The following is an 18,212-nucleotide window of genomic DNA, read 5'->3' as shown; positions in this document are numbered from 1 at the left end:
GCGACCATTTTCAATAACCAAAGACAAACAGGATAAGATATAAAAGAAGTTTCTTCCTCTTCAGCAGTATTACTCTAAATTTTCATCAAAATAAGCTGTTTTATCCTTTTTTTCCTTATACTCTTCTGCAGTATAGAGAGGTTGCTTTTTAGCTGTAATGTTTGGCCATTTTTGTGAGTATTCTACATTTATATCGTAAAATAACTTGAAAGTTTTTTGTTCGCTGCTCAGTAATTCTTCATCTAATTCTAAAATATCTTTTATGGAATCATCAGTTACAATTGCATCTACTGGACACTCAGGTATGCACACTCCGCAATCAATACATTCATCTGGGTTAATCACGAGCATGTTTTTACCTTCATAGAAGCAGTCAACGGGACATACTTCCACACAGTCCGTATATTTACATTTTATGCATTTATCTGTAACAAAATGCGTCATAAAACACTGTATATTTGTATTATCTTGGGTACACTAAATTGATAAGAAATTCAAGCCTTTTATGAAGATAAATAAATTGAACAACAAAGAATTAGAAGTATGGTTAAGCTTGGCTAGAACTATAGGACCAATAAAGTTTTTTAGTATACTAAGAACACATGGATCGCTAGATGAGGTGCTAAAATATCTCAATAGGGTGGCTAATAATAAGGTGTATGGCATTCAAGATGCACGAGAAGAAATCAATAATGCAGAAAGAATTGGAGCTAAAATTATACCCGCATGTGACCCAGATTACCCTGATCTTTTAAGAAATATCTCTAGTTGTCCTCCTATAATAACTGCGTTTGGTAATATATCATTATTAAGCCGTGAGATAATTGCAATAATCGGTGGGCGCAACTCTTCGATGAATGGAAGAAATTTTGCCAGTAAACTAGCACTTGATTTAAGCGAAGCTGGTTTTGTTATCGTTTCTGGACTTGCAAAAGGAATCGATACCGCAGCAAACAGTGTAATATACAAAAATCATCCCACTATTGCTGTTACAGCAAGCGGAATTGATATGGTGTATCCAAAAGAGAATTTTGATCTATACAAAAAAATCACTGGGAACGGTGGTTTAGTAATTACTGAGCTTCCATTTGCTACTAAACCAAAGCCTCAGTATTTTCCTCAAAGGAATCGAATTATATCTGGTCTATCGCTGGGTGTTGTAGTGATTGAAGCATCGAAACGTTCTGGCTCTCTAATAACAGCAGATTTTGCTTTAAATCAAGGGAGAGAGGTATTTGCAGTTTCTGGTTTCCCTTTAGATTCACGCTGTAGTGGTAGTAATTATTTAATTAAAAACGGTGCTAAGCTTATCGAGTCCGCTGATGACATAATAGAAAGTGTTAGGTTTAGTTTACCTCCGCAGCAAAAAAACCTATTTAATGTTGAGCACTATGCTGTTAACCAAAAACAAGAAAAATTACAACAGGCAAAATCTGTTATAGTTGATCATATTAACTCTGTACCTGTTGATATAGATGAACTTATATTAGCAAGCGGACTTTCTGCCAACATAGCTCTAATGGCTCTTTTAGAACTAGAGTTGGAAAACAAAATAGAGCGTTCACCGGGGAATAAAATATCGTTAATTTTCTAGATTACTTTAGCTATAGCTAACCCAAGAAAGGTTTTCCTACGTCATACCGCCGCGGTATCTTGGCATAGATTCCGCTAACAAGTAGCGGAATGACGAATTTTTGTTTTTCAAATTATCGGTAAACCTAAGTCACTTTAGCTATAGGTCAGTATGTCGTTTTACTAGATGTTCGTACAGATATATGCTTGACACTGGAATGATGCCATTTGCTATAGGATTCTTAGTTGCTGATTTTAGAATTGATAAGAGAAAACTTTTTTTCAACTTGTTGTATGATTTTATAAAAGTGATCGAAATCTAAGCTTGCACTGCCAATTAAAACTCCTGATAAATTTGAAATATTTAACAAATTTTCTATATTTTCTGAACTGACTGAACCACCATATGTAATGTGTTTTTTACCAGTACACAATTTTATTACCTCTATCACCTCAGCAATTGCATCATTATTTGGCACATGACCTGTGCCTATTGCCCATATTGGCTCATATGCTACGGTATATTCACCTTGTGTTGGCAAACGGTTTTTGCATTGATATTCTATTACTTCTTTTGTTTTTTCATTCTTATAATCTTCTGAATTTTCACCTACACAGATAATTGGGTGTAAGCCTGATTCTATTGCTATTTCCGACTTAAGTTTTATTTCACTATCTGTTTCGTTAGCCCTTTCAGAATGCCCAAGTATTACGTAAGTACACCCTAATTCCTTTAACATTTCTGCGCTAATTTCACCTGTGTAAGAACCAGATTTTTTATAATGGCAATTCTGTGCTCCTATATTAATATTATCGCTCAACTCTATACTGTCTGAAAATGCGGTAAATGTTGGACAAATCACTAGTCTAGAAGTAATCTCATTGTTCTTGTTATTAAGTTTGCCTATAAAGTCAACAAATGAAGACCGTGTTCCATTCATCTTCCAATTTGCTACTATTAAAAAGGACATCAACTTTACTTATATGGGCGAGAGTGCCGGCTGTCGGACTTGAACTGACAACCTACTGATTACAAGTCAGTTGCTCTACCAATTGAGCTAAGCCGGCGTTAAACACATTAATAATATACAATTATCAATGGATTTTAGTCAACTGATTTTTAAAATACTGTATAATGAAAATAATATGAGAAAATTTTTACTGAAGCCAAAAAAGAGTCTAGGGCAAAATTTTATTTTATCGAGTGAGATAATAAAAAGAATAGTCGTTTTAGCTGGCAATCTAGAGAATTTTAACGTCATTGAGATTGGTCCTGGATATGGTGCATTAACAAGAGAAATATTGGTGCATAATCCAAAGTCTCTACTTTCTATAGAAAAAGATAGAGATTTAGTAAAACACCATGACCAACTGCTAAATGAGCATCAAGGAAAGTATAGAATTATAGAAGCGGATGCACTGCATGTTATAGAAGAAGAGCTGATAGAGCGCCCAGTCAAAGTTATTGCTAACTTGCCTTACAATATCTCGGTAGCGTTATTTTTAAATTGGTTAAATAATATAAAATTTTTTACGAACTTGACATTAATGTTTCAAAAAGAGGTAGCAGATCGCATTACGGCAAGACCCAATTCTAAAGATTATGGTTCCTTATCAGTGCTAAGCCAGTTACTATGTGATATAAAAAAGGAATTTGATATTGAACCTAAAGAGTTTTTTCCAAGGCCAAAAGTACATTCTTCAGTAATTACAGTAAATCCTTTGCCTACCCCAAAGTTTGCAGTAAATTTGGAAACCTTAACAAGATTAACACGTGCCGTTTTTGCTCAAAGAAGAAAGATGCTGAGAAATAGCTTGCAAAATATAACGAACCACGCTGAAACTGTCCTTGAAAACGCTAAATTGAGTGGAAACGAACGTCCAGAAAACTTAACTATTGAGCAGTTTTGTTTGCTGGCAAATAATGTAGAATGCTTATTTTGCAAAAGTCCTATTGCAATTTAATTAATTGGCGTATAAGCTTTAAATAAAGCCTATGAAAAAATGGAAGCTTGTTATTCGTTTGACGATATACTTCTTTTGCCAGCCTATTCTAATATATTGCCTTGCGATGCAGATACAAAAACTTATTTAACAAATAATATAGAACTAAATATCCCTCTCATATCCTCTGCAATGGATACTGTTACTGAATCGGGCTTTGCAATAGCTATTGCCCAACATGGAGGGATAGGTTGCATACATAAGAATTTATCAATAGATGAACAAGTTTTAGAAGTAAGAAGGGTGAAAAAATATGAAAGTTGGATCGTGTATAACCCAATTACGATTTCACCGGATAAAACAGTTGCGGAAGCAATTTCATTAATGAGAGAGCACAATTATTCTGGCATTCCTGTAGTCGATCAACTCAAGTTAGTTGGAATTTTAACTAACCGAGATGTGAGGTTTATTGAAGACCAGAACATGAATGTAAAAGTTTCCGAAGTGATGACAAAAGATAAGTTAGTGACAGTGCGGGAGCAGGGAGTGAATAGTGCCTCAGCAATGAAATTGTTGCATGAAAATAGAATAGAAAAGCTTTTGGTCGTAGATGAAAATTCTTGTTGTATAGGTTTAATTACGGTTAAAGACATTGAAAAATACAATAGATACCCAAATTCATGTAAAGACAGTAAAGGGCGGCTCAGAGTTGCCGCTGCAATTGGCACTGGTAAAAAAGATGGTATAGAAAGATGTGAAGCTTTGATCGGAGAAGAAGTTGATGTAGTTGTTGTGGATACTGCTCACGGTCATTCCGAAAACGTTATCAATACCATTAGGGAAATAAAAAAGATGTATCCTAATACGCAATTAATTGGCGGAAACATTGCAACAAAGGAGGCTGCTGAAGCGTTGATTGATGCGGGTGTTGATGCAGTGAAGGTCGGAATAGGACCAGGATCAATCTGTACAACCAGAATAGTTACAGGTGTTGGTGTGCCACAATTCTCTGCAATCAAGAATGTTGCAGAGACGTGTAGAGCAAGAAACGTCAGACTAATTGCTGATGGTGGGGTAAAATACTCAGGAGATGTTGCAAAAGCTATTGCAGCTGGTGCTGACTCTGTGATGATTGGTTCGATTTTTGCTGGCACTGACGAAAGCCCAGGTGAGATTATCATGTATAAGGGCAGAGCATATAAAGGCTATCGAGGAATGGGATCTATTAGTGCAATGAAACGAGGTTCAGCTAGCCGTTATTTTCAAGATAAAGATTCAAAACTAAAATTAGTTCCACAAGGAGTGGAAGGAAGAGTTCCATTCAAAGGTCCAGCTTCAGGAGTAATCCATCAGTTGATTGGCGGATTGCAAGCTGCAATGGGGTATACTGGTAATAGGAATATAGAAGAGATGAAAAAAAATTGTAAATTTGTTACTATTACTGCATCAGGATTAAGAGAGAGTCATGCTCATGATGTAGTCATTACACAAGAAGCTCCAAATTATGCTTATCAAGCGTCCAATTTGTCAACCGATTCAGAGTAGTGACCGTTTATTATTTTGCACCCCAGTCTTTTTCAAATATTGCTAGCCCTTGGTCAGTAAGTGGGTGATTAATTAATTGTCTAAGTACTTTTGCTGGCACAGTAATTGAATCAGCACCAAGCCTTGCAGCTTCTATTACATGTGCTGGGCTTCTCACTGATGCAACAAGAACTTTAGTATCAAAACCGTAATTAGAATATATAGTACATATATCTTCTATTAGCGATAAGCCATCATAGCTTATATCATCAAGGCGACCAACAAAGGGAGAAATAAAACAAGCACCGGCCTTAGCGGCAAGCAGTGCTTGTCCAGGAGAAAAACATAATGTGATGTTAACAGGTATTTTATGCTCTGTCCACAACTTTTTACAAGAAATTAATCCTTCATATGTAAGGGGCAATTTTACCACAACATTATCAGCGATTTTCGCTAACTTAAGGCCTTCTTTAACCATATCTGCATGGTTATTTGCAACAACTTCAACACTAACAGGCCCCTTGATAATAGAGCATATTTCACGCACTAAATCCTCGTATTTATCTTTACGCCCGGACTTTGCTATTAAAGAAGGATTAGTTGTTATGCCGTCAATGAACTCCTTTAGTTCTTTAATTTCATTTAAATCAACGCTATCAAGAAAAATTTCCATATTAATCTCCCATAAAAAAAATACCCTTGCAAAATCTTGTCATCCAAACGCCCTCCTTTGTCATCCAAGTAGCTGACACTGGGATCCATCTTTTTTTTATTATGAACATTATATGCTCCTAGAATCTATTACCCATTGCATAATTTACAAATATTTTTACACCTAGATCCCAGTGTCACGCACTGGGATGACAAAGATGAATACTGGGATGACAGGGAAGAGAATACTGAATGACAGAAAAAAAAGCACTTGGATGACAAAAGTTGGGCTACTTGGATGACAAGACCGACTTTTTGCCTAAAATAACTAAGAAAGAAATTTCTCATCAAGATAACTTAAATATATACTAATTCTCTTATTTTTAAACGATTTCTCATCATGAATTGCACGATCAAAAACCTGAATTTGACTTGTTATAATGCTACAATTATTATTTGCAACTTCTAATACGCCACTATCAATTACAACCTTCTTTTCTGTTTGGTTACTCATTTTAACAGTAATCATACCAGGCAATAAATAAATTAAGTAAGGAGCATGGTGAGCTAAAATCATAAGCTCCCCTTCGAGCCCAGTTACTGAAAGAGAAACCACTCCACTGAATGAAATTTGATCATCAGGAGAGAAAAATTGCACTTTAAAAGTATTCATAATCTTTAACTTTTATTTAGCTTCAGCTTGTATTAATTCAGCCTTTTTTATTGCTTCATCTATATTCCCCACCATATAAAAAGCAGCCTCTGGTAAGTGATCATATTTACCTTCAACAATCTCTTTAAAACTGGAAACAGTATCAGAAAGTGAAACAAATTTACCAGGCATACCAGTAAATATTTCTGCAACGTGAAAAGGTTGAGAAAGAAATTTCTGAATCTTACGAGCCCTATCAACAATAATTTTATCTTCATCAGATAGCTCATCCATACCAAGTATTGCGATAATATCCTGCAGTGATTTATAAGTTTGCAATATACGTTTCACCTCAGAAGCTACCTTATAATGTTCTTCACCAATGATTTCAGCAGATAAAGACTGAGAAGTTGAATCAAGTGGATCAACAGCAGGGTATATTCCCATTTCAGCTATTTGCCTTGACAACACTGTGGTGGCATCAAGATGAGAGAATGTAGTTGCTGGGGCTGGATCAGTTAAATCGTCCGCAGGAACATATATAGCTTGCACAGAAGTAATAGAGCCAGAAGTTGTTGAAGCTATTCTTTCTTGCATTGCACCCATATCAGTTGCAAGGGTTGGCTGATAACCAACAGCTGACGGTATTCTTCCAAGTAAAGCAGAAATTTCAGAACCAGCTTGTGTAAAACGGAAGATATTATCCACAAAAAATAGAACATCTTGGTTTTCACGGTCACGAAAATACTCTGCCATAGTAAGTGCTGTTAAAGCAACTCTAGCCCTTGCTCCAGGAGGCTCATTCATCTGACCATAAACCAAAACAGCTTGAGATTTTTCATGCTCATTTATATTTATTACATTTGAAGTGATCATCTCGTGGTAAAGATCGTTACCTTCACGCGTTCTCTCCCCTACCCCGGCAAACACAGAAAATCCTTTATGAGCTTTTGCTATATTATTAATTAATTCCATTATCAGGACTGTTTTACCAACACCGGCTCCACCAAATAAGCCAATTTTTCCTCCTTTAAGATAAGGTGCAAGAAGATCTATAACTTTTATTCCCGTAACTAAAACTTCTTCCTGTATTCTCTGTTCAGTAAAACTTGGAGGTGCTCTATGTATAGGCTCTAAGTTATATTTTCCCTTCAGTGGACCACACTCATCTATAAGCTCTCCAACAACATTAAAAATCCTTCCTAAAGTTGAACCCCCAACCGGAACTGATATTGGTGCGCCTGTATCAACAAATTCATCCCCCCTTGACATGCCATCTGTGCTATCCATAGCAATACAACGAACTATATTGTCACCTATATGCTGCGAAACTTCTAAAACCAGCTCCTTATCCTTATATTTTAGTTTGCTTTTTAAAGCATTAAATATTTTAGGCAATTCACCTTCAAATTTTATATCAACAACTGCTTGAGTTACCTTAATCGCTCTACCTATATTCATCTCTTTATTTTTATCACCCAACACTATAATTCCATAAAAGAACTTCTAAAGAAAATAAATCTTATATTATTAATAGAAATTTTGCAACATTAAAACGCTTACTAGTTACGCTTCATTACAAACAATGCAAATGCATTTAATAGCCAAGTAATAATAAACAATACTAAACTAAGCGCATAAGCAGCAAGAGTTTGTACACTATTGAAATCCTGATCTCCGGTAAGTAATGTAGCGATCTGCACGGTAATGGTAGTAACTGAATTAAGAGGGTTAAAAGTCAAATTTGCGTTGATTCCCACAGCCATTAGCACAATCATTGTTTCACCTATCACTCTTGAAATTGACAATAAAATTGCACTTAAAATTGTAGGCATTGCATAAGGTATTGTTATATGCCATATAGTTTCCGCTGGAGTTGCGCCAAGTGCCATGAAGCCATAACGCAAGCTTTTTGGAACAGATCTTATGGCATCTTCGAGTAAAGAAATAATAAAAGGAAGAATCATTATCCCAATCGATAAACCGGCAACTAAGGCACTTTCTGAGTGTATACTTAAACCAAAAAAATTTGCTACCTGCTTTATAAAGAAAGACAAGAACACAACCGCAAAATATCCATATACAACCGTAGGAATAGCAGATAAAACTTGCAAAGTTGTATTAACAATATAACGCACTTTCTCACTCGCATATTCACTAATATATATTGCAGAAAATAAACCAAGCGGAACGACAACTAACATTGCTATAATAGTTATAAGTAATGTACCTACTAAAAGCGGCGCTATACCAAAATATCCTATCTTCTCTTCATTGACAGTGACTACATTGTGGCCCCATTTCAAGCAAAACAAGAATTCTGAAATAGCTACTTTATTAAAAAAATTAATGGATTGAATAAAAATAGATAGCATTATAAATAAAGTGATAAAAAATGATATGGCCAAAGCCACAAATAACGAAAGTTTTATTATCTTATTTCTTTTATTTTTAAAGATAAAAGCAAGCATGAAAAAAAGTAACGCTATAGAAATAAAAGTTACAAAACAATTATTATAGAGTACTAACAACCAAGTTAGCATCCATACACAACTAAGATATAGATAAGATTTAACCTTATTTACTTCTTGAAACCTACTAAAACAAAATAAAAGGATTAGTAGGACAGGTATGACTATCACCGAATTCATTTTCCCATGCATCAAATTTTATTCTACGAAAATGTCATACAAGTTCACCATCATTTGACAATAAAGTAAAACAATTTAAAATAAATAATTATATTAATATAAAAACAATGAAGAGAACATTTCAACCAAAAAATTTGATAAGAAAGCGCAGACATGGATTTCGTTCACGTATGGCAACAAGAGCTGGAAGAAAAATCCTTAATAGGCGCCGTTCATTAGGGTGTAACAAATTATGCGCATAGTAAGTATAAAAAAAAAGATTTTTCCTTTGCTTTCAAAAATAAGTTAGCACTCAGCAGTCCTTTTTATCGTGGGCTTTATATATCACTGTACGCCATAAAAGAAAGAGAACCTGAAAAGTACACTCATACTATTAGAGTAGGTCTGGCTATCAGTAAAAAAGCCGGAAAAGCAGTAAAAAGAAATAAAATAAAAAGGCAATTACGAATGCTTGCTAAAATTAGCATTTTAAATATAAGCAATATAGGGCACTACTACATAATACTAACTCATAGAAACATTATGCAAGCAAATTATAAAAACTTACAAAAAGATCTAACTATTTGCTTAAAAAAGATAAAATAAAAAAAATCTCAATTAAGGTATTTACAACTATATTTTTTATGATAACATAAGTAAAATTTTTAAAATAAATTAACGGTTGTGGGTGTTTAATGGTAGAGAGTAGAAAAGAACAAGATAAAAATCTCAATATAAATACAAATAATGTTAAAGAAGATTTTTATAAATATAAAGAATTTAATTATCGTACACAATGGGAATTAGCATTTGAGCAAAGTCGATACTTAGAGCAGAATAAGAATAAGCCTAGACCACAATTATTAGATTTGAATATAGAAGCGACTTCTCGTAATAAAAGAATTATTAAAAGGCGATAAAAAGAAATTTTTATAAACTTGGCTGCGACCTACTCTCCCTTTTCAAGTACCATCAGCGCTAAAAAGTTTCACTTCCGAGTTCGAGATGAGATCGGGTGGTTCATTTTTGCTATAGCCACCAAGTCAATAAAAATTTCTAACTTAACAATTTTAACTTAATATTTAACACTGCATACACACATATAGAAAGCAAATAAATCAATCAGGCTATTAGTACTAGTTAGCTTCACATGTTACCATGCTTCCACACCTAGCCTATCAACGTGGTAGTCTTCCACGGCCTTAATTGGGAAATCTTTTTGAAGAGGGTTTCTTGCTTATATGCTTTCAGCAATTATCCCATCTATACATAGCCACCCAGCGATGCTATTGGCATAACAGCTGGTACACCAGAGGTATATCCATCTCGGTCCTCTCGTACTAGAGTCAGACCTTCTCAAATTTCCTTCACCCACGGCAGATAGAAACCGAACTGTCTCACGACGTTCTAAACCCAACTCACGTATCACTTTAATCGGCGAACAGCCGAACCCTTGGGACCTTCTTCAGCCCCAGGATGTGATGAGTCGACATCGAGGTGCCAAACGGTGTCGTCGCTATGAACGCTCGAACACCATCAGCCTGTTATCCCCGGCGTACCTTTTATCCGTTGAGCGATGACCCTTCCATACAGAATCACCGGATCACTATGACCGACTTTCGTCTCTGCTTGGCTTGTCAGCCTCGCAGTCAGGCAAGCTTATGCCATTATACTATCAAGCTGATTTCCGACCAGCTCTAGCTTACCTTCGCACGCCTCCGTTACTTTTTAGGAGGCGACCGCCCCAGTCAAACTACCCACCATACAATGTCCTAGTTCCAGATAATGAAACATAGTTAGATATCAAAAGTGTAAAGGGTGGTATCTCAAGGTTGACTCCATTATAGCTAGCGCCATAACTTCAAAGTCTCCCACCTATCCTGCACATCACACTTTTAATAGCAATGTAAAGCTATAGTAAAGGTGCACGGGGTCTCTTCGTCTAACCGCGGGTACCCCGCATCTGCACGGGGAATTCAATTTCGCTGAAGTGATGTTGGAGACAGTGGAGAAATCGTTACGCCATTCGTGCGGGTCGGAACTTACCCGACAAGGAATTTCGCTACCTTAGGACCGTCAGTGTTACGGCCGCCGTTTACTGGGGCTTCAATTTAGAGCTTGCACCCCTCCTATTAACCTTCCAGCACCGGGCAGGCGTCAGACCCTATACTTCCACTTACGTGTTTGCAGAGTCCTGTGTTTTTAGTAAACAGTCGCTACTCCCTATTTTGTGCCACCTACTCATAGTTGCCTAAAAGCAGGTTACCCTTCTTCCGAAGTTACAGGTATAATTTGCCGAGTTCCTTCAACATCATTCTTTCAACACCTTAGTATACTCTACTCATCCACCAGTGTCGGTTTGCGGTACGGCCTCATAAATATAAGTGCTATTTCCTGGAGCTTCTTTTAAGCATAGATCAATCCAATAAGATCTATACAAATACGAAACCCGTCACACTTAAGAGGTTTAGGAATATTAACCTAATTGCCATCGACTACTCCTTTACGGACTCGCCTTAGGAACCGACTAACCCTACGCAGATTAACTTAACGTAGGAACCCTTAGATTTTTGGTGAGAGTGTTTTTCACACTCTTTTACGCTACTTATGTCAGCATTCTCACTTCCGATATCTCCAGCAGTTTTCACAAACCACCTTCACAGACTTACGGAACGCTCCGCTACCGCGCCTATTGATCGAAATCAATAAGCACTCACATCTTCGGTATACAGCTTTAGCCCCGGTACATTTTCGGCGCAGAAAAACTTATTTAGACAAGTGAGCTGTTACGCTTTCTTTAAAGGATGGCTGCTTCCAAGCCAACCTCCTAGCTGTAATGGTTTTTCTACTTCCTTCCCCACTTAGCTGTAATTTTGGGACCTTAGATAGTGATCTGGGTTGTTTCCCTTTCCACCACGGACTTAGCACCCGTAGTGTGCCTGCTGTATAATTAATTGTTGGTATTCGGAGTTTAGTTAGATTTGGTAAGACGGTGAATCCCCCTAGTCTATCCAGTGCTCTACCCCCAACAACATACATACAACGCTCTACCTAAATAGATTTCGCGGAGAACCAGCTATTTCCAAGTTTGATTGGCCTTTCACCCCTAATCACAACTCATCCAATAATGTTGCAACATTAACTGGTTCGATCCTCCAGTGTGTTTTACCACACCTTCAATCTGGTCATGACTAGATCACTTGGTTTCGGGTCTAATCCATAAAACTAAAACGCCCTATTCAGACTTGCTTTCGCTACGCCTACACCTAACGGCTTAAGCTTGCTTCATAGATTAACTCGCTGACCCATTATGCAAAAGGTACGCTGTCACTCTAAATATCAATAAATTGATATAGAGCTCCAACTGTTTTTAAGCACTTGATTTCAGATTCTATTTCACTCCCCTCCCGGGGTTCTTTTCACCTTTCCCTCACGGTACTTGTTCACTATCGTTCGTTAAGGAGTATTTAGGCTTGGAGGATGGTCCCCCCATATTCAAACAGGATTTCACGTGCCCCGCTCTACTCAAGGATTTAAAAACTTTCTACTTATACAGGACTATCACCTTCTATGGTTACTATTTCCAGAGTATTCTAATTCTTATTCTTAAATCACTAGCCTTTTCCGCTTTCGCTCGTCACTACTAACAGAATCTCGGTTGATTTCTTTTCCTTTGGCTACTTAGATATTTCAGTTCACCAAGTTTGCTTTACATACTTAGTATGTAATAACTAGCCAAGCTAGTTGGGTTTCCCCATTCGGAAATCTGCGGATCAAAATTTGTTGACAATTCCCCACAGCTTATCGCAGCCTGCCACGTCCTTCATCGCCTCTTAACGCCAAGGCATCCATCAAGTGCTCTTAATAATTTATTTATCCGACTATATGCAGAATATGCAGAGTTAAATATTATTAAAATTGAATTGAGATTAAATTAATCTCTACCATAAAACTTGTCAAACATCTAAAAACTAAATTAATCTTTATATTATAACCTAATAAATAATATGTCAACGCCTTTTTGCACAAAACATTTACTTATATTATCAACAACAATATACTAGCAATCCTAAACAGTACAATCTGAGAAATATGCGGTAAACTTATATATACAGTAAAAATTAATAAAAAAGATATTTTGTAAGATAAAATGTGTTAAAATCAATTGCCTAAAAATGATAATGAACATTCGGAGTATTTCTCATGTATGAAAAGTAATCTCTCTTTTATAAAAAACGTTGCTTTAAATTGTATGTCTAAGCTCATTGGTGTATTAAATATTAAGAAAGTAAAACACTTCATTGTGAATAAATATAATACTCTTCATAAAGAAATGACAGTGCTTCTTAAAAAATCTAAGAACCTGTTAAATACCAACACTGAAATCGGTTTATATCACTTTTATAAAGGTAGCATATCAGATGCAAAGTTACGATTTTGGTTAATTAGCATATTTTACCCCCATTTACCCATAGTCTGGTATAACATCGGAAGGTGTCATTTTGCGGTAGGGAATACTAATAAAGCTTATAATTATTTAACACAGACACTAAAATTAGATAGTGATCACGAGGAGGCATCTTACTATATAAAAAAAATGACAAACTCAGCGCCTATTACAGAATTGCCAAAAAACCTCATAAGACAATATTTTGATTACACAGGTGAATATTTTGTTGAGCATTGGTTGATTGCTAAACAGTATAGAGGGCATGAACTTGTACACATGATAATTACAAAAATCTTCAACAACTCCACTTCTGAGCTCAATATACTTGACCTTGGTTGTGGGACTGGAATATGTGGTCATTTCTTGAAAATAAATAGTACTGGAAGCCACATAACAGGAATTGACATTTCAAGTAGAATGCTAAATATCGCAAGAGGATGCTTTATAAAAGGTAAGCCTGTTTACAATGAATTAATACATATGGAAATGAAAGAGTTTCTTAAACAAAAGAAAAACCAGCAGTATGATGTAATTATCTTTGCTGAAGTGCTACATTATCTACATGACTTTCAAGAAGAATTGGAATTAGCAAAAAGATCTACGAGCAAAAAAGGGGTTATTATATGTTTAATAAGAAGAAAGGAAGGTGAAGGTATTGACTTTGTAAACAAAGGAGACTATTTTCGTCACTCAGAAAGTTATGTTCAACATGTTGCAAAAAAAATAAATATGCAGATAAGTTATATGAGTTACTGTAAAATATATGGCAGTCAGGTTGACGGTATCTTGTTTGCATTACAGCATCAACAAGAAAATCCGAAAAACCTAACTTAAAAATCGCTCAAAGTGGCTTTTAAGTATCTATATATAATAAAAGAATAAAAGGAATTTTATGAATAACATTACTATTAATTACGCAAAGGATAGCAAATTAACCGATTTTGGAAAAGCAGTTCTATCAGACAGGTATTTAATAGAAAATGAAAGTTACCAAGACCTCTTTGCACGTATTGCTAATTACTATTCTGATAACAAAGAACATGCGCAGCGTCTTTATGACTACATGAGCAACTTGTGGTTCATGCCTTCAACACCAACACTCAGCAATGGTGGCACCAAGAGAGGGTTGCCTATCTCTTGCTTTCTTAATGAAACCGAAGACAGCTTGCAGGGAATAGTTGACTTATGGAATGAAAATGTTTGGCTTGCTGCACGTGGAGGAGGCATAGGTAGTTATTGGGGAAATTTACGTTCAATTGGTGAAAGTGTAAAAGGTAGTGGTAAAACATCAGGAATTGTACCATTTATTGTGGTGCAAAATGCTCTAACGCTCGCAATTAGTCAGGGATCCTTAAGGCGAGGAAGTTCAGCAGTCTATCTTCCTGTATCTCATCCGGAGATAGAAGAGTTTCTGGATTTGCGCAAGCCAACAGGCGGTGACCCAAATCGCAAAGCGTTAAATATACATCATGCTGTAATAGTAACAGATAAATTTATGCAGGCTGTTGAGAATGATCAAGAATGGAATTTAATAAGCCCTCACAACAATAAGGTTATTTCAACTGTAAAAGCGCGGGATATATGGATCAAAATATTAACAGCAAGAGTTGAAACTGGAGAACCTTACATTATTTTCCTTGATGCAACAAATAACAATAAGCCAGAATCTTACAAAAAGCTCAACTTAGACATCAAGATGTCAAATCTATGCAGTGAAATAACTTTAACTACAGGTTATGATCACCTGAATAAGTCACGCACTGCTGTGTGTTGTCTATCATCCGTAAACCTTGAGTACTACGAAGAATGGAAAGACAATAAACTCTTCATAGAAGATATAATGCGCTTTCTTGATAATGTATTGGAAGATTTCATAAATAAAGCACCGAATGAAATGCAGCGAGCAAAATATTCTGCAGCCAGAGAACGCAGTATTGGTCTTGGTGTGATGGGTTTTCATTCATTTTTACAAAGCAAAATGGTTCCTTTTGAATCAGTAATAGCACAACAATGGAATAAAAAAATATTTAAGTATTTACGTGAGCAAGCAGATATAGTTTCTAAAAAATTAGCAGAGGAAAAGGGGGCATGTCCTGATGCCAAAGAAGTTGATCTAATGGAAAGGTTTACACACAAGCTCGCTATTGCTCCAACTGCCTCAATCTCCATTATTGCAGGCAATACCTCTCCTGGAATAGAGCCATATGCAGCAAACGTATTCATACAAAAGACACTGACAGGCTCATTTGTAGTGCGAAATAAATTCTTGCAAAAACTATTAGCAGAAAAAAATCAAGACAATGATAAAATATGGTCTTCAATTTCGACAAACGAGGGTTCCGTTCAGCATTTAGATTTTCTTAGTGAGCATGAAAAATTGACATTTAAAACAGCGTACGAGCTTGATCAAAGATGGATTATAGAACATGCAAGTGATAGAACTCCGTATGTTTGTCAGTCTCAATCAGTCAATCTGTTCTTGCCTGCCAACATACACAAACGTTACTTGCATAAAATACACATGCTTGCCTGGAAAAAAGGATTGAAGAGCTTATATTACTGCAGATCACAATCAATGCAGAGAGCTGACAAGGTTTCGCATGACATATTCAAAAAAAGTGAAATATTGCAACACAAAACAGATATTGACTACGATGAATGTTTGTCATGCCAATAGTGACCTTATTCAAAAAAAGTAGAGAGAAAGTTAAGCAAATGGGTAAGGAAATATAATAGACTTCTTGCATAACCATATAACGAACTTTTCTTGGGAATAGAAACGAAAAAACTTCCTTGACAAACTCCGCCAGCCCCCTTATCATGATAGTGAAGGTATTCAGTTATCTTCATCTGTGCAGATTAAACAGCAAGAAAACAACGTAGTTGGCGTCTTATTTTTAATTTTTTGCACTATGTGCACCTTATGTCTTCACAACATTTCTGGGTTTTTACCTATATAAGCTGAAACACGCTTATAAGTCGTTTAAGACAGTATAGTACGCCAATTTGCAGGATTAGAGAGTGACAACTAGCTAACACGGGGTTTCTTTTGCCTTTTTTTCTGCTTAGTAAATTTCTTAAACATTTAAACTAAGGTGAGTTGCATTTAAAAGCAGCTAAATTGCGGTGTTTAAGACTTAAAAAACGCCAATACTGAAAATAGACAATGACTAGGGCTTCTTTTGCCTTTTTTTTCGTTTGGTAAATTTCTTAAATATTTATAGCTAAACGACAATCTTCATCTCGCTGCTTGTTAGCGGGATCTATGTTAAGAGATACCGCGAATGAATCGCGGTATGACGTAGGACTGCTGTCATCCCAGTGCCCAGACACTGGGATCCAGTTTTCTTTACAAATTCACCAAAAGTGCTTCATTTTATAACGCAAAACCCATACTCACCAAACCCAATGCATTACTTACAATTAAAATTCCTGGATCCCAGTGTCAAGCACTGGGATGACAGGAGATACCGTCTTGTTAGTCAACAAAAAAATTATAAAATTTCCCAAGTTGCATCATAAAATCAAAAAATACTTCCAATTGTGTAACAGTACACAGATTATAGTTAGTGGATATGTTGATAAGTAAATTAGTTTTATACGCACAAAACAGATGAAGTTTACTTATCAACATATCCACTAACCAACAACATTCAATAAATTTGTGTAAGATACCACTTTACATAAGATAGATAGGAAGCATTTTTGATTTTAAAGTACTAAACCTTCAGTCAACCTCCTAGCCCTGTAGTTTTTGATATGGTTAGGATCAAAAGCACTTTTGGATGTCAGAATACCGAAAATGATATGGAGTAGCTTACGCATTGCAGCACCAACGATGGCCATATTATGCTTACCCTTTTCCTTTAATCTTTGGCAAAAGCTCATAATGATAGGATTGTGATTCTTAGCTACTATGGCAGGAAAGAAAAGTGCCTTACGTAATGTTTGTGAACCGGATTTACTTAATCTGGGTTTGGCATATACAGAGGAACCTGACGTCATATTTCGTGGTATAACTCCTGTATATGCTGCCAATTGCCTGGCATCTCTAAAAACCTCTATATCAGAAACTTCAGCTAAAATAGCTATTGCTGATTCTTCTCCTATGCCTGGAATAGTCAATAGAAGTTGAAAATTTTCCAACAATTCTTTGTGTTGATTTAATAGTTCACGTACGGAGTTTTTTATTGTTTCTATTTTTTGAGCTATATTCATTGCAAGGTCTTCCCAAGCATTTGCAACTTCTTTAGGCAGTCTCTCTTTTTTTTCTAAGTGGTTATTTACTAATGTTAACTCATCTTTTAACGCAACTGAGCAACGATAAAGATGTTTTAATTTTTTCATTTCAGGAGAAGGTGGTGTCCAACTAGAAGGTTCCTGTCTTTGGCAATAATCAGCAATAACTTCTGCATCGGTCTGATCATTCTTTTGTCGTATCAGCTTACTCCTTGCATAAGATTTTATGCAATAAGGATTTACAACACTTACAAAATGTCCAGCATTGTGTAGAAATTCAGCCAGTGCTTCGCTATAACAACCATTAGATTCCATGCAGGTTTTTACTTTTTCTACATTATGTTTGTGTAGAAAATTCAGTAGACTTTGAAACCATCGTTCTTAAAGCTTCTTTTTCTAGTTTCACGCTTTCCTTTTTTGCTTATAAATGAGAGAAAAACATCAAAGCGATCTTTTGATATATCTATGCCCAAAAAGTTGTTGATCATATATAACCCCATACGTTACCATTAAAAATGAAAAGTAAGGCTAGTCTTGTGAATACAGAATT

At 35.9% G+C, this 18,212-nt stretch carries 14 protein-coding genes, 1 tRNA gene, 2 rRNA genes and 2 pseudogenes; 9 read left to right on the top strand and 10 right to left on the bottom strand.

Annotation, left to right across the window (positions count from 1 at the left end; all coding sequences use genetic code 11):
- Positions 1 to 69: 69 nt before the first annotated feature.
- Positions 70 to 444 (bottom strand): ferredoxin family protein, encoded by a 375-nt coding sequence (locus tag OOK87_RS03340; protein ID WP_010082601.1) that lies wholly within the window; start codon positions 442 to 444, stop codon positions 70 to 72.
- Between the two features lie 61 nt (positions 445 to 505).
- On the opposite strand from OOK87_RS03340, the gene dprA reads away from it, so the two are divergent.
- On the top strand, positions 506 to 1,594 hold the full coding sequence (gene dprA / locus OOK87_RS03335) for a DNA-processing protein DprA (RefSeq protein ID WP_264688057.1): 1,089 nt from the start codon (positions 506 to 508) through the stop codon (positions 1,592 to 1,594).
- A gap of 220 nt (positions 1,595 to 1,814) precedes the next feature.
- On the opposite strand, the gene OOK87_RS03330 is transcribed toward dprA, so the two are convergent.
- Entirely contained in the window at positions 1,815 to 2,543 is a 729-nt protein-coding gene (locus OOK87_RS03330; RefSeq protein WP_264688056.1) for a triosephosphate isomerase, read from the bottom strand.
- Between the two features lie 24 nt (positions 2,544 to 2,567).
- Positions 2,568 to 2,640: transfer RNA gene (locus OOK87_RS03325), tRNA-Thr, on the bottom strand.
- 78 nt (positions 2,641 to 2,718) lie between these two features.
- Between OOK87_RS03325 and rsmA the strand changes: the two genes are divergently transcribed.
- Positions 2,719 to 3,537, top strand: coding sequence for a 16S rRNA (adenine(1518)-N(6)/adenine(1519)-N(6))-dimethyltransferase RsmA (gene rsmA, locus OOK87_RS03320; RefSeq protein WP_253309945.1), 819 nt, complete (start codon positions 2,719 to 2,721; stop codon positions 3,535 to 3,537).
- 39 nt (positions 3,538 to 3,576) lie between these two features.
- Complete coding sequence (gene guaB, locus OOK87_RS03315) at positions 3,577 to 5,061, top strand: IMP dehydrogenase (RefSeq protein WP_264688055.1); 1,485 nt, start codon at positions 3,577 to 3,579, stop codon at positions 5,059 to 5,061.
- 10 nt (positions 5,062 to 5,071) lie between these two features.
- On the opposite strand, the gene fsa is transcribed toward guaB, so the two are convergent.
- The 4 genes from fsa to pstC all read right to left on the bottom strand — a co-directional run bounded on the left by fsa (position 5,072) and on the right by pstC (position 8,994).
- The gene (gene fsa / locus OOK87_RS03310; RefSeq protein ID WP_253309151.1) at positions 5,072 to 5,713 is read right to left on the bottom strand and encodes a fructose-6-phosphate aldolase; all 642 of its coding nucleotides are present in this window, start codon (positions 5,711 to 5,713) and stop codon (positions 5,072 to 5,074) included.
- A 306-nt stretch (positions 5,714 to 6,019) separates the two neighbouring features.
- Positions 6,020 to 6,364: a F0F1 ATP synthase subunit epsilon gene (locus OOK87_RS03305; protein ID WP_006279902.1), complete on the bottom strand. Its 345-nt coding sequence runs from the start codon at positions 6,362 to 6,364 to the stop codon at positions 6,020 to 6,022.
- 12 nt (positions 6,365 to 6,376) lie between these two features.
- Positions 6,377 to 7,804, bottom strand: coding sequence for a F0F1 ATP synthase subunit beta (gene atpD / locus OOK87_RS03300; RefSeq protein WP_264688054.1), 1,428 nt, complete (start codon positions 7,802 to 7,804; stop codon positions 6,377 to 6,379).
- A 101-nt stretch (positions 7,805 to 7,905) separates the two neighbouring features.
- Positions 7,906 to 8,994: a phosphate ABC transporter permease subunit PstC gene (pstC, locus tag OOK87_RS03295; RefSeq protein ID WP_264688474.1), complete on the bottom strand. Its 1,089-nt coding sequence runs from the start codon at positions 8,992 to 8,994 to the stop codon at positions 7,906 to 7,908.
- A gap of 107 nt (positions 8,995 to 9,101) precedes the next feature.
- Between pstC and rpmH the strand changes: the two genes are divergently transcribed.
- The 3 genes and pseudogenes from rpmH (at position 9,102) to OOK87_RS03280 (ending at position 9,893) form a co-directional block, all read left to right on the top strand.
- Positions 9,102 to 9,236 (top strand): 50S ribosomal protein L34, encoded by a 135-nt coding sequence (gene rpmH / locus OOK87_RS03290; protein ID WP_006279898.1) that lies wholly within the window; start codon positions 9,102 to 9,104, stop codon positions 9,234 to 9,236.
- A 19-nt stretch (positions 9,237 to 9,255) separates the two neighbouring features.
- Positions 9,256 to 9,579, top strand: a pseudogene (gene rnpA, locus OOK87_RS03285) (ribonuclease P protein component); the annotation flags it as partial.
- Between the two features lie 89 nt (positions 9,580 to 9,668).
- On the top strand, positions 9,669 to 9,893 hold the full coding sequence (locus OOK87_RS03280; protein ID WP_264688053.1) for a hypothetical protein: 225 nt from the start codon (positions 9,669 to 9,671) through the stop codon (positions 9,891 to 9,893).
- 16 nt (positions 9,894 to 9,909) lie between these two features.
- Here the strand turns inward: OOK87_RS03280 and rrf are convergent.
- A 5S ribosomal RNA gene (gene rrf / locus OOK87_RS03275) occupies positions 9,910 to 10,016 on the bottom strand.
- Positions 10,017 to 10,082: 66 nt separating this feature from the next.
- Positions 10,083 to 12,848, bottom strand: a 23S ribosomal RNA gene (locus tag OOK87_RS03270).
- A gap of 332 nt (positions 12,849 to 13,180) precedes the next feature.
- On the opposite strand from OOK87_RS03270, the gene OOK87_RS03265 reads away from it, so the two are divergent.
- From OOK87_RS03265 to OOK87_RS03255, 3 genes are all read left to right on the top strand, one after another.
- Positions 13,181 to 14,257 carry a methyltransferase domain-containing protein gene (locus tag OOK87_RS03265; RefSeq protein ID WP_264688473.1) on the top strand — a complete coding sequence of 359 codons (1,077 nt, stop codon included), beginning with the start codon at positions 13,181 to 13,183 and terminating at the stop codon, positions 14,255 to 14,257.
- Positions 14,258 to 14,315: 58 nt separating this feature from the next.
- Positions 14,316 to 16,100 (top strand): ribonucleoside-diphosphate reductase subunit alpha, encoded by a 1,785-nt coding sequence (locus tag OOK87_RS03260; RefSeq protein WP_264688052.1) that lies wholly within the window; start codon positions 14,316 to 14,318, stop codon positions 16,098 to 16,100.
- A 765-nt stretch (positions 16,101 to 16,865) separates the two neighbouring features.
- Positions 16,866 to 17,012 carry a hypothetical protein gene (locus tag OOK87_RS03255; protein WP_264687913.1) on the top strand — a complete coding sequence of 49 codons (147 nt, stop codon included), beginning with the start codon at positions 16,866 to 16,868 and terminating at the stop codon, positions 17,010 to 17,012.
- A 122-nt stretch (positions 17,013 to 17,134) separates the two neighbouring features.
- On the opposite strand, the pseudogene OOK87_RS03250 reads toward OOK87_RS03255, so the two are convergent.
- Positions 17,135 to 18,150: pseudogene (locus OOK87_RS03250) on the bottom strand (IS110 family RNA-guided transposase).
- Positions 18,151 to 18,212: the final 62 nt, after the last annotated feature.

Source organism: Wolbachia endosymbiont (group A) of Sympetrum striolatum (genome assembly GCF_947250715.1).
In the GTDB taxonomy this organism is placed as follows: Bacteria; Pseudomonadota; Alphaproteobacteria; order Rickettsiales; family Anaplasmataceae; genus Wolbachia.
This window is presented reverse-complemented; position numbering and strand designations above follow the sequence as displayed.

Excerpts from the sequence above, each read along its gene's own strand:
- OOK87_RS03340 (WP_010082601.1), bottom strand. The coding sequence starts at position 444 with ATGACGCATTTTGTTACAGATAAATGCATAAAATGTAAATATACGGAC.
- dprA (WP_264688057.1), top strand. The coding sequence starts at position 506 with ATGAAGATAAATAAATTGAACAACAAAGAATTAGAAGTATGGTTAAGC.
- OOK87_RS03330 (WP_264688056.1), bottom strand. The coding sequence starts at position 2,543 with ATGTCCTTTTTAATAGTAGCAAATTGGAAGATGAATGGAACACGGTCT.
- rsmA (WP_253309945.1), top strand. The coding sequence starts at position 2,719 with ATGAGAAAATTTTTACTGAAGCCAAAAAAGAGTCTAGGGCAAAATTTT.
- guaB (WP_264688055.1), top strand. The coding sequence starts at position 3,577 with ATGGAAGCTTGTTATTCGTTTGACGATATACTTCTTTTGCCAGCCTAT.
- fsa (WP_253309151.1), bottom strand. The coding sequence starts at position 5,713 with ATGGAAATTTTTCTTGATAGCGTTGATTTAAATGAAATTAAAGAACTA.
- OOK87_RS03305 (WP_006279902.1), bottom strand. The coding sequence starts at position 6,364 with ATGAATACTTTTAAAGTGCAATTTTTCTCTCCTGATGATCAAATTTCA.
- atpD (WP_264688054.1), bottom strand. The coding sequence starts at position 7,804 with ATGAATATAGGTAGAGCGATTAAGGTAACTCAAGCAGTTGTTGATATA.
- pstC (WP_264688474.1), bottom strand. The coding sequence starts at position 8,994 with ATGAATTCGGTGATAGTCATACCTGTCCTACTAATCCTTTTATTTTGT.
- rpmH (WP_006279898.1), top strand. The coding sequence starts at position 9,102 with ATGAAGAGAACATTTCAACCAAAAAATTTGATAAGAAAGCGCAGACAT.
- OOK87_RS03280 (WP_264688053.1), top strand. The coding sequence starts at position 9,669 with ATGGTAGAGAGTAGAAAAGAACAAGATAAAAATCTCAATATAAATACA.
- OOK87_RS03265 (WP_264688473.1), top strand. The coding sequence starts at position 13,181 with ATGAAAAGTAATCTCTCTTTTATAAAAAACGTTGCTTTAAATTGTATG.
- OOK87_RS03260 (WP_264688052.1), top strand. The coding sequence starts at position 14,316 with ATGAATAACATTACTATTAATTACGCAAAGGATAGCAAATTAACCGAT.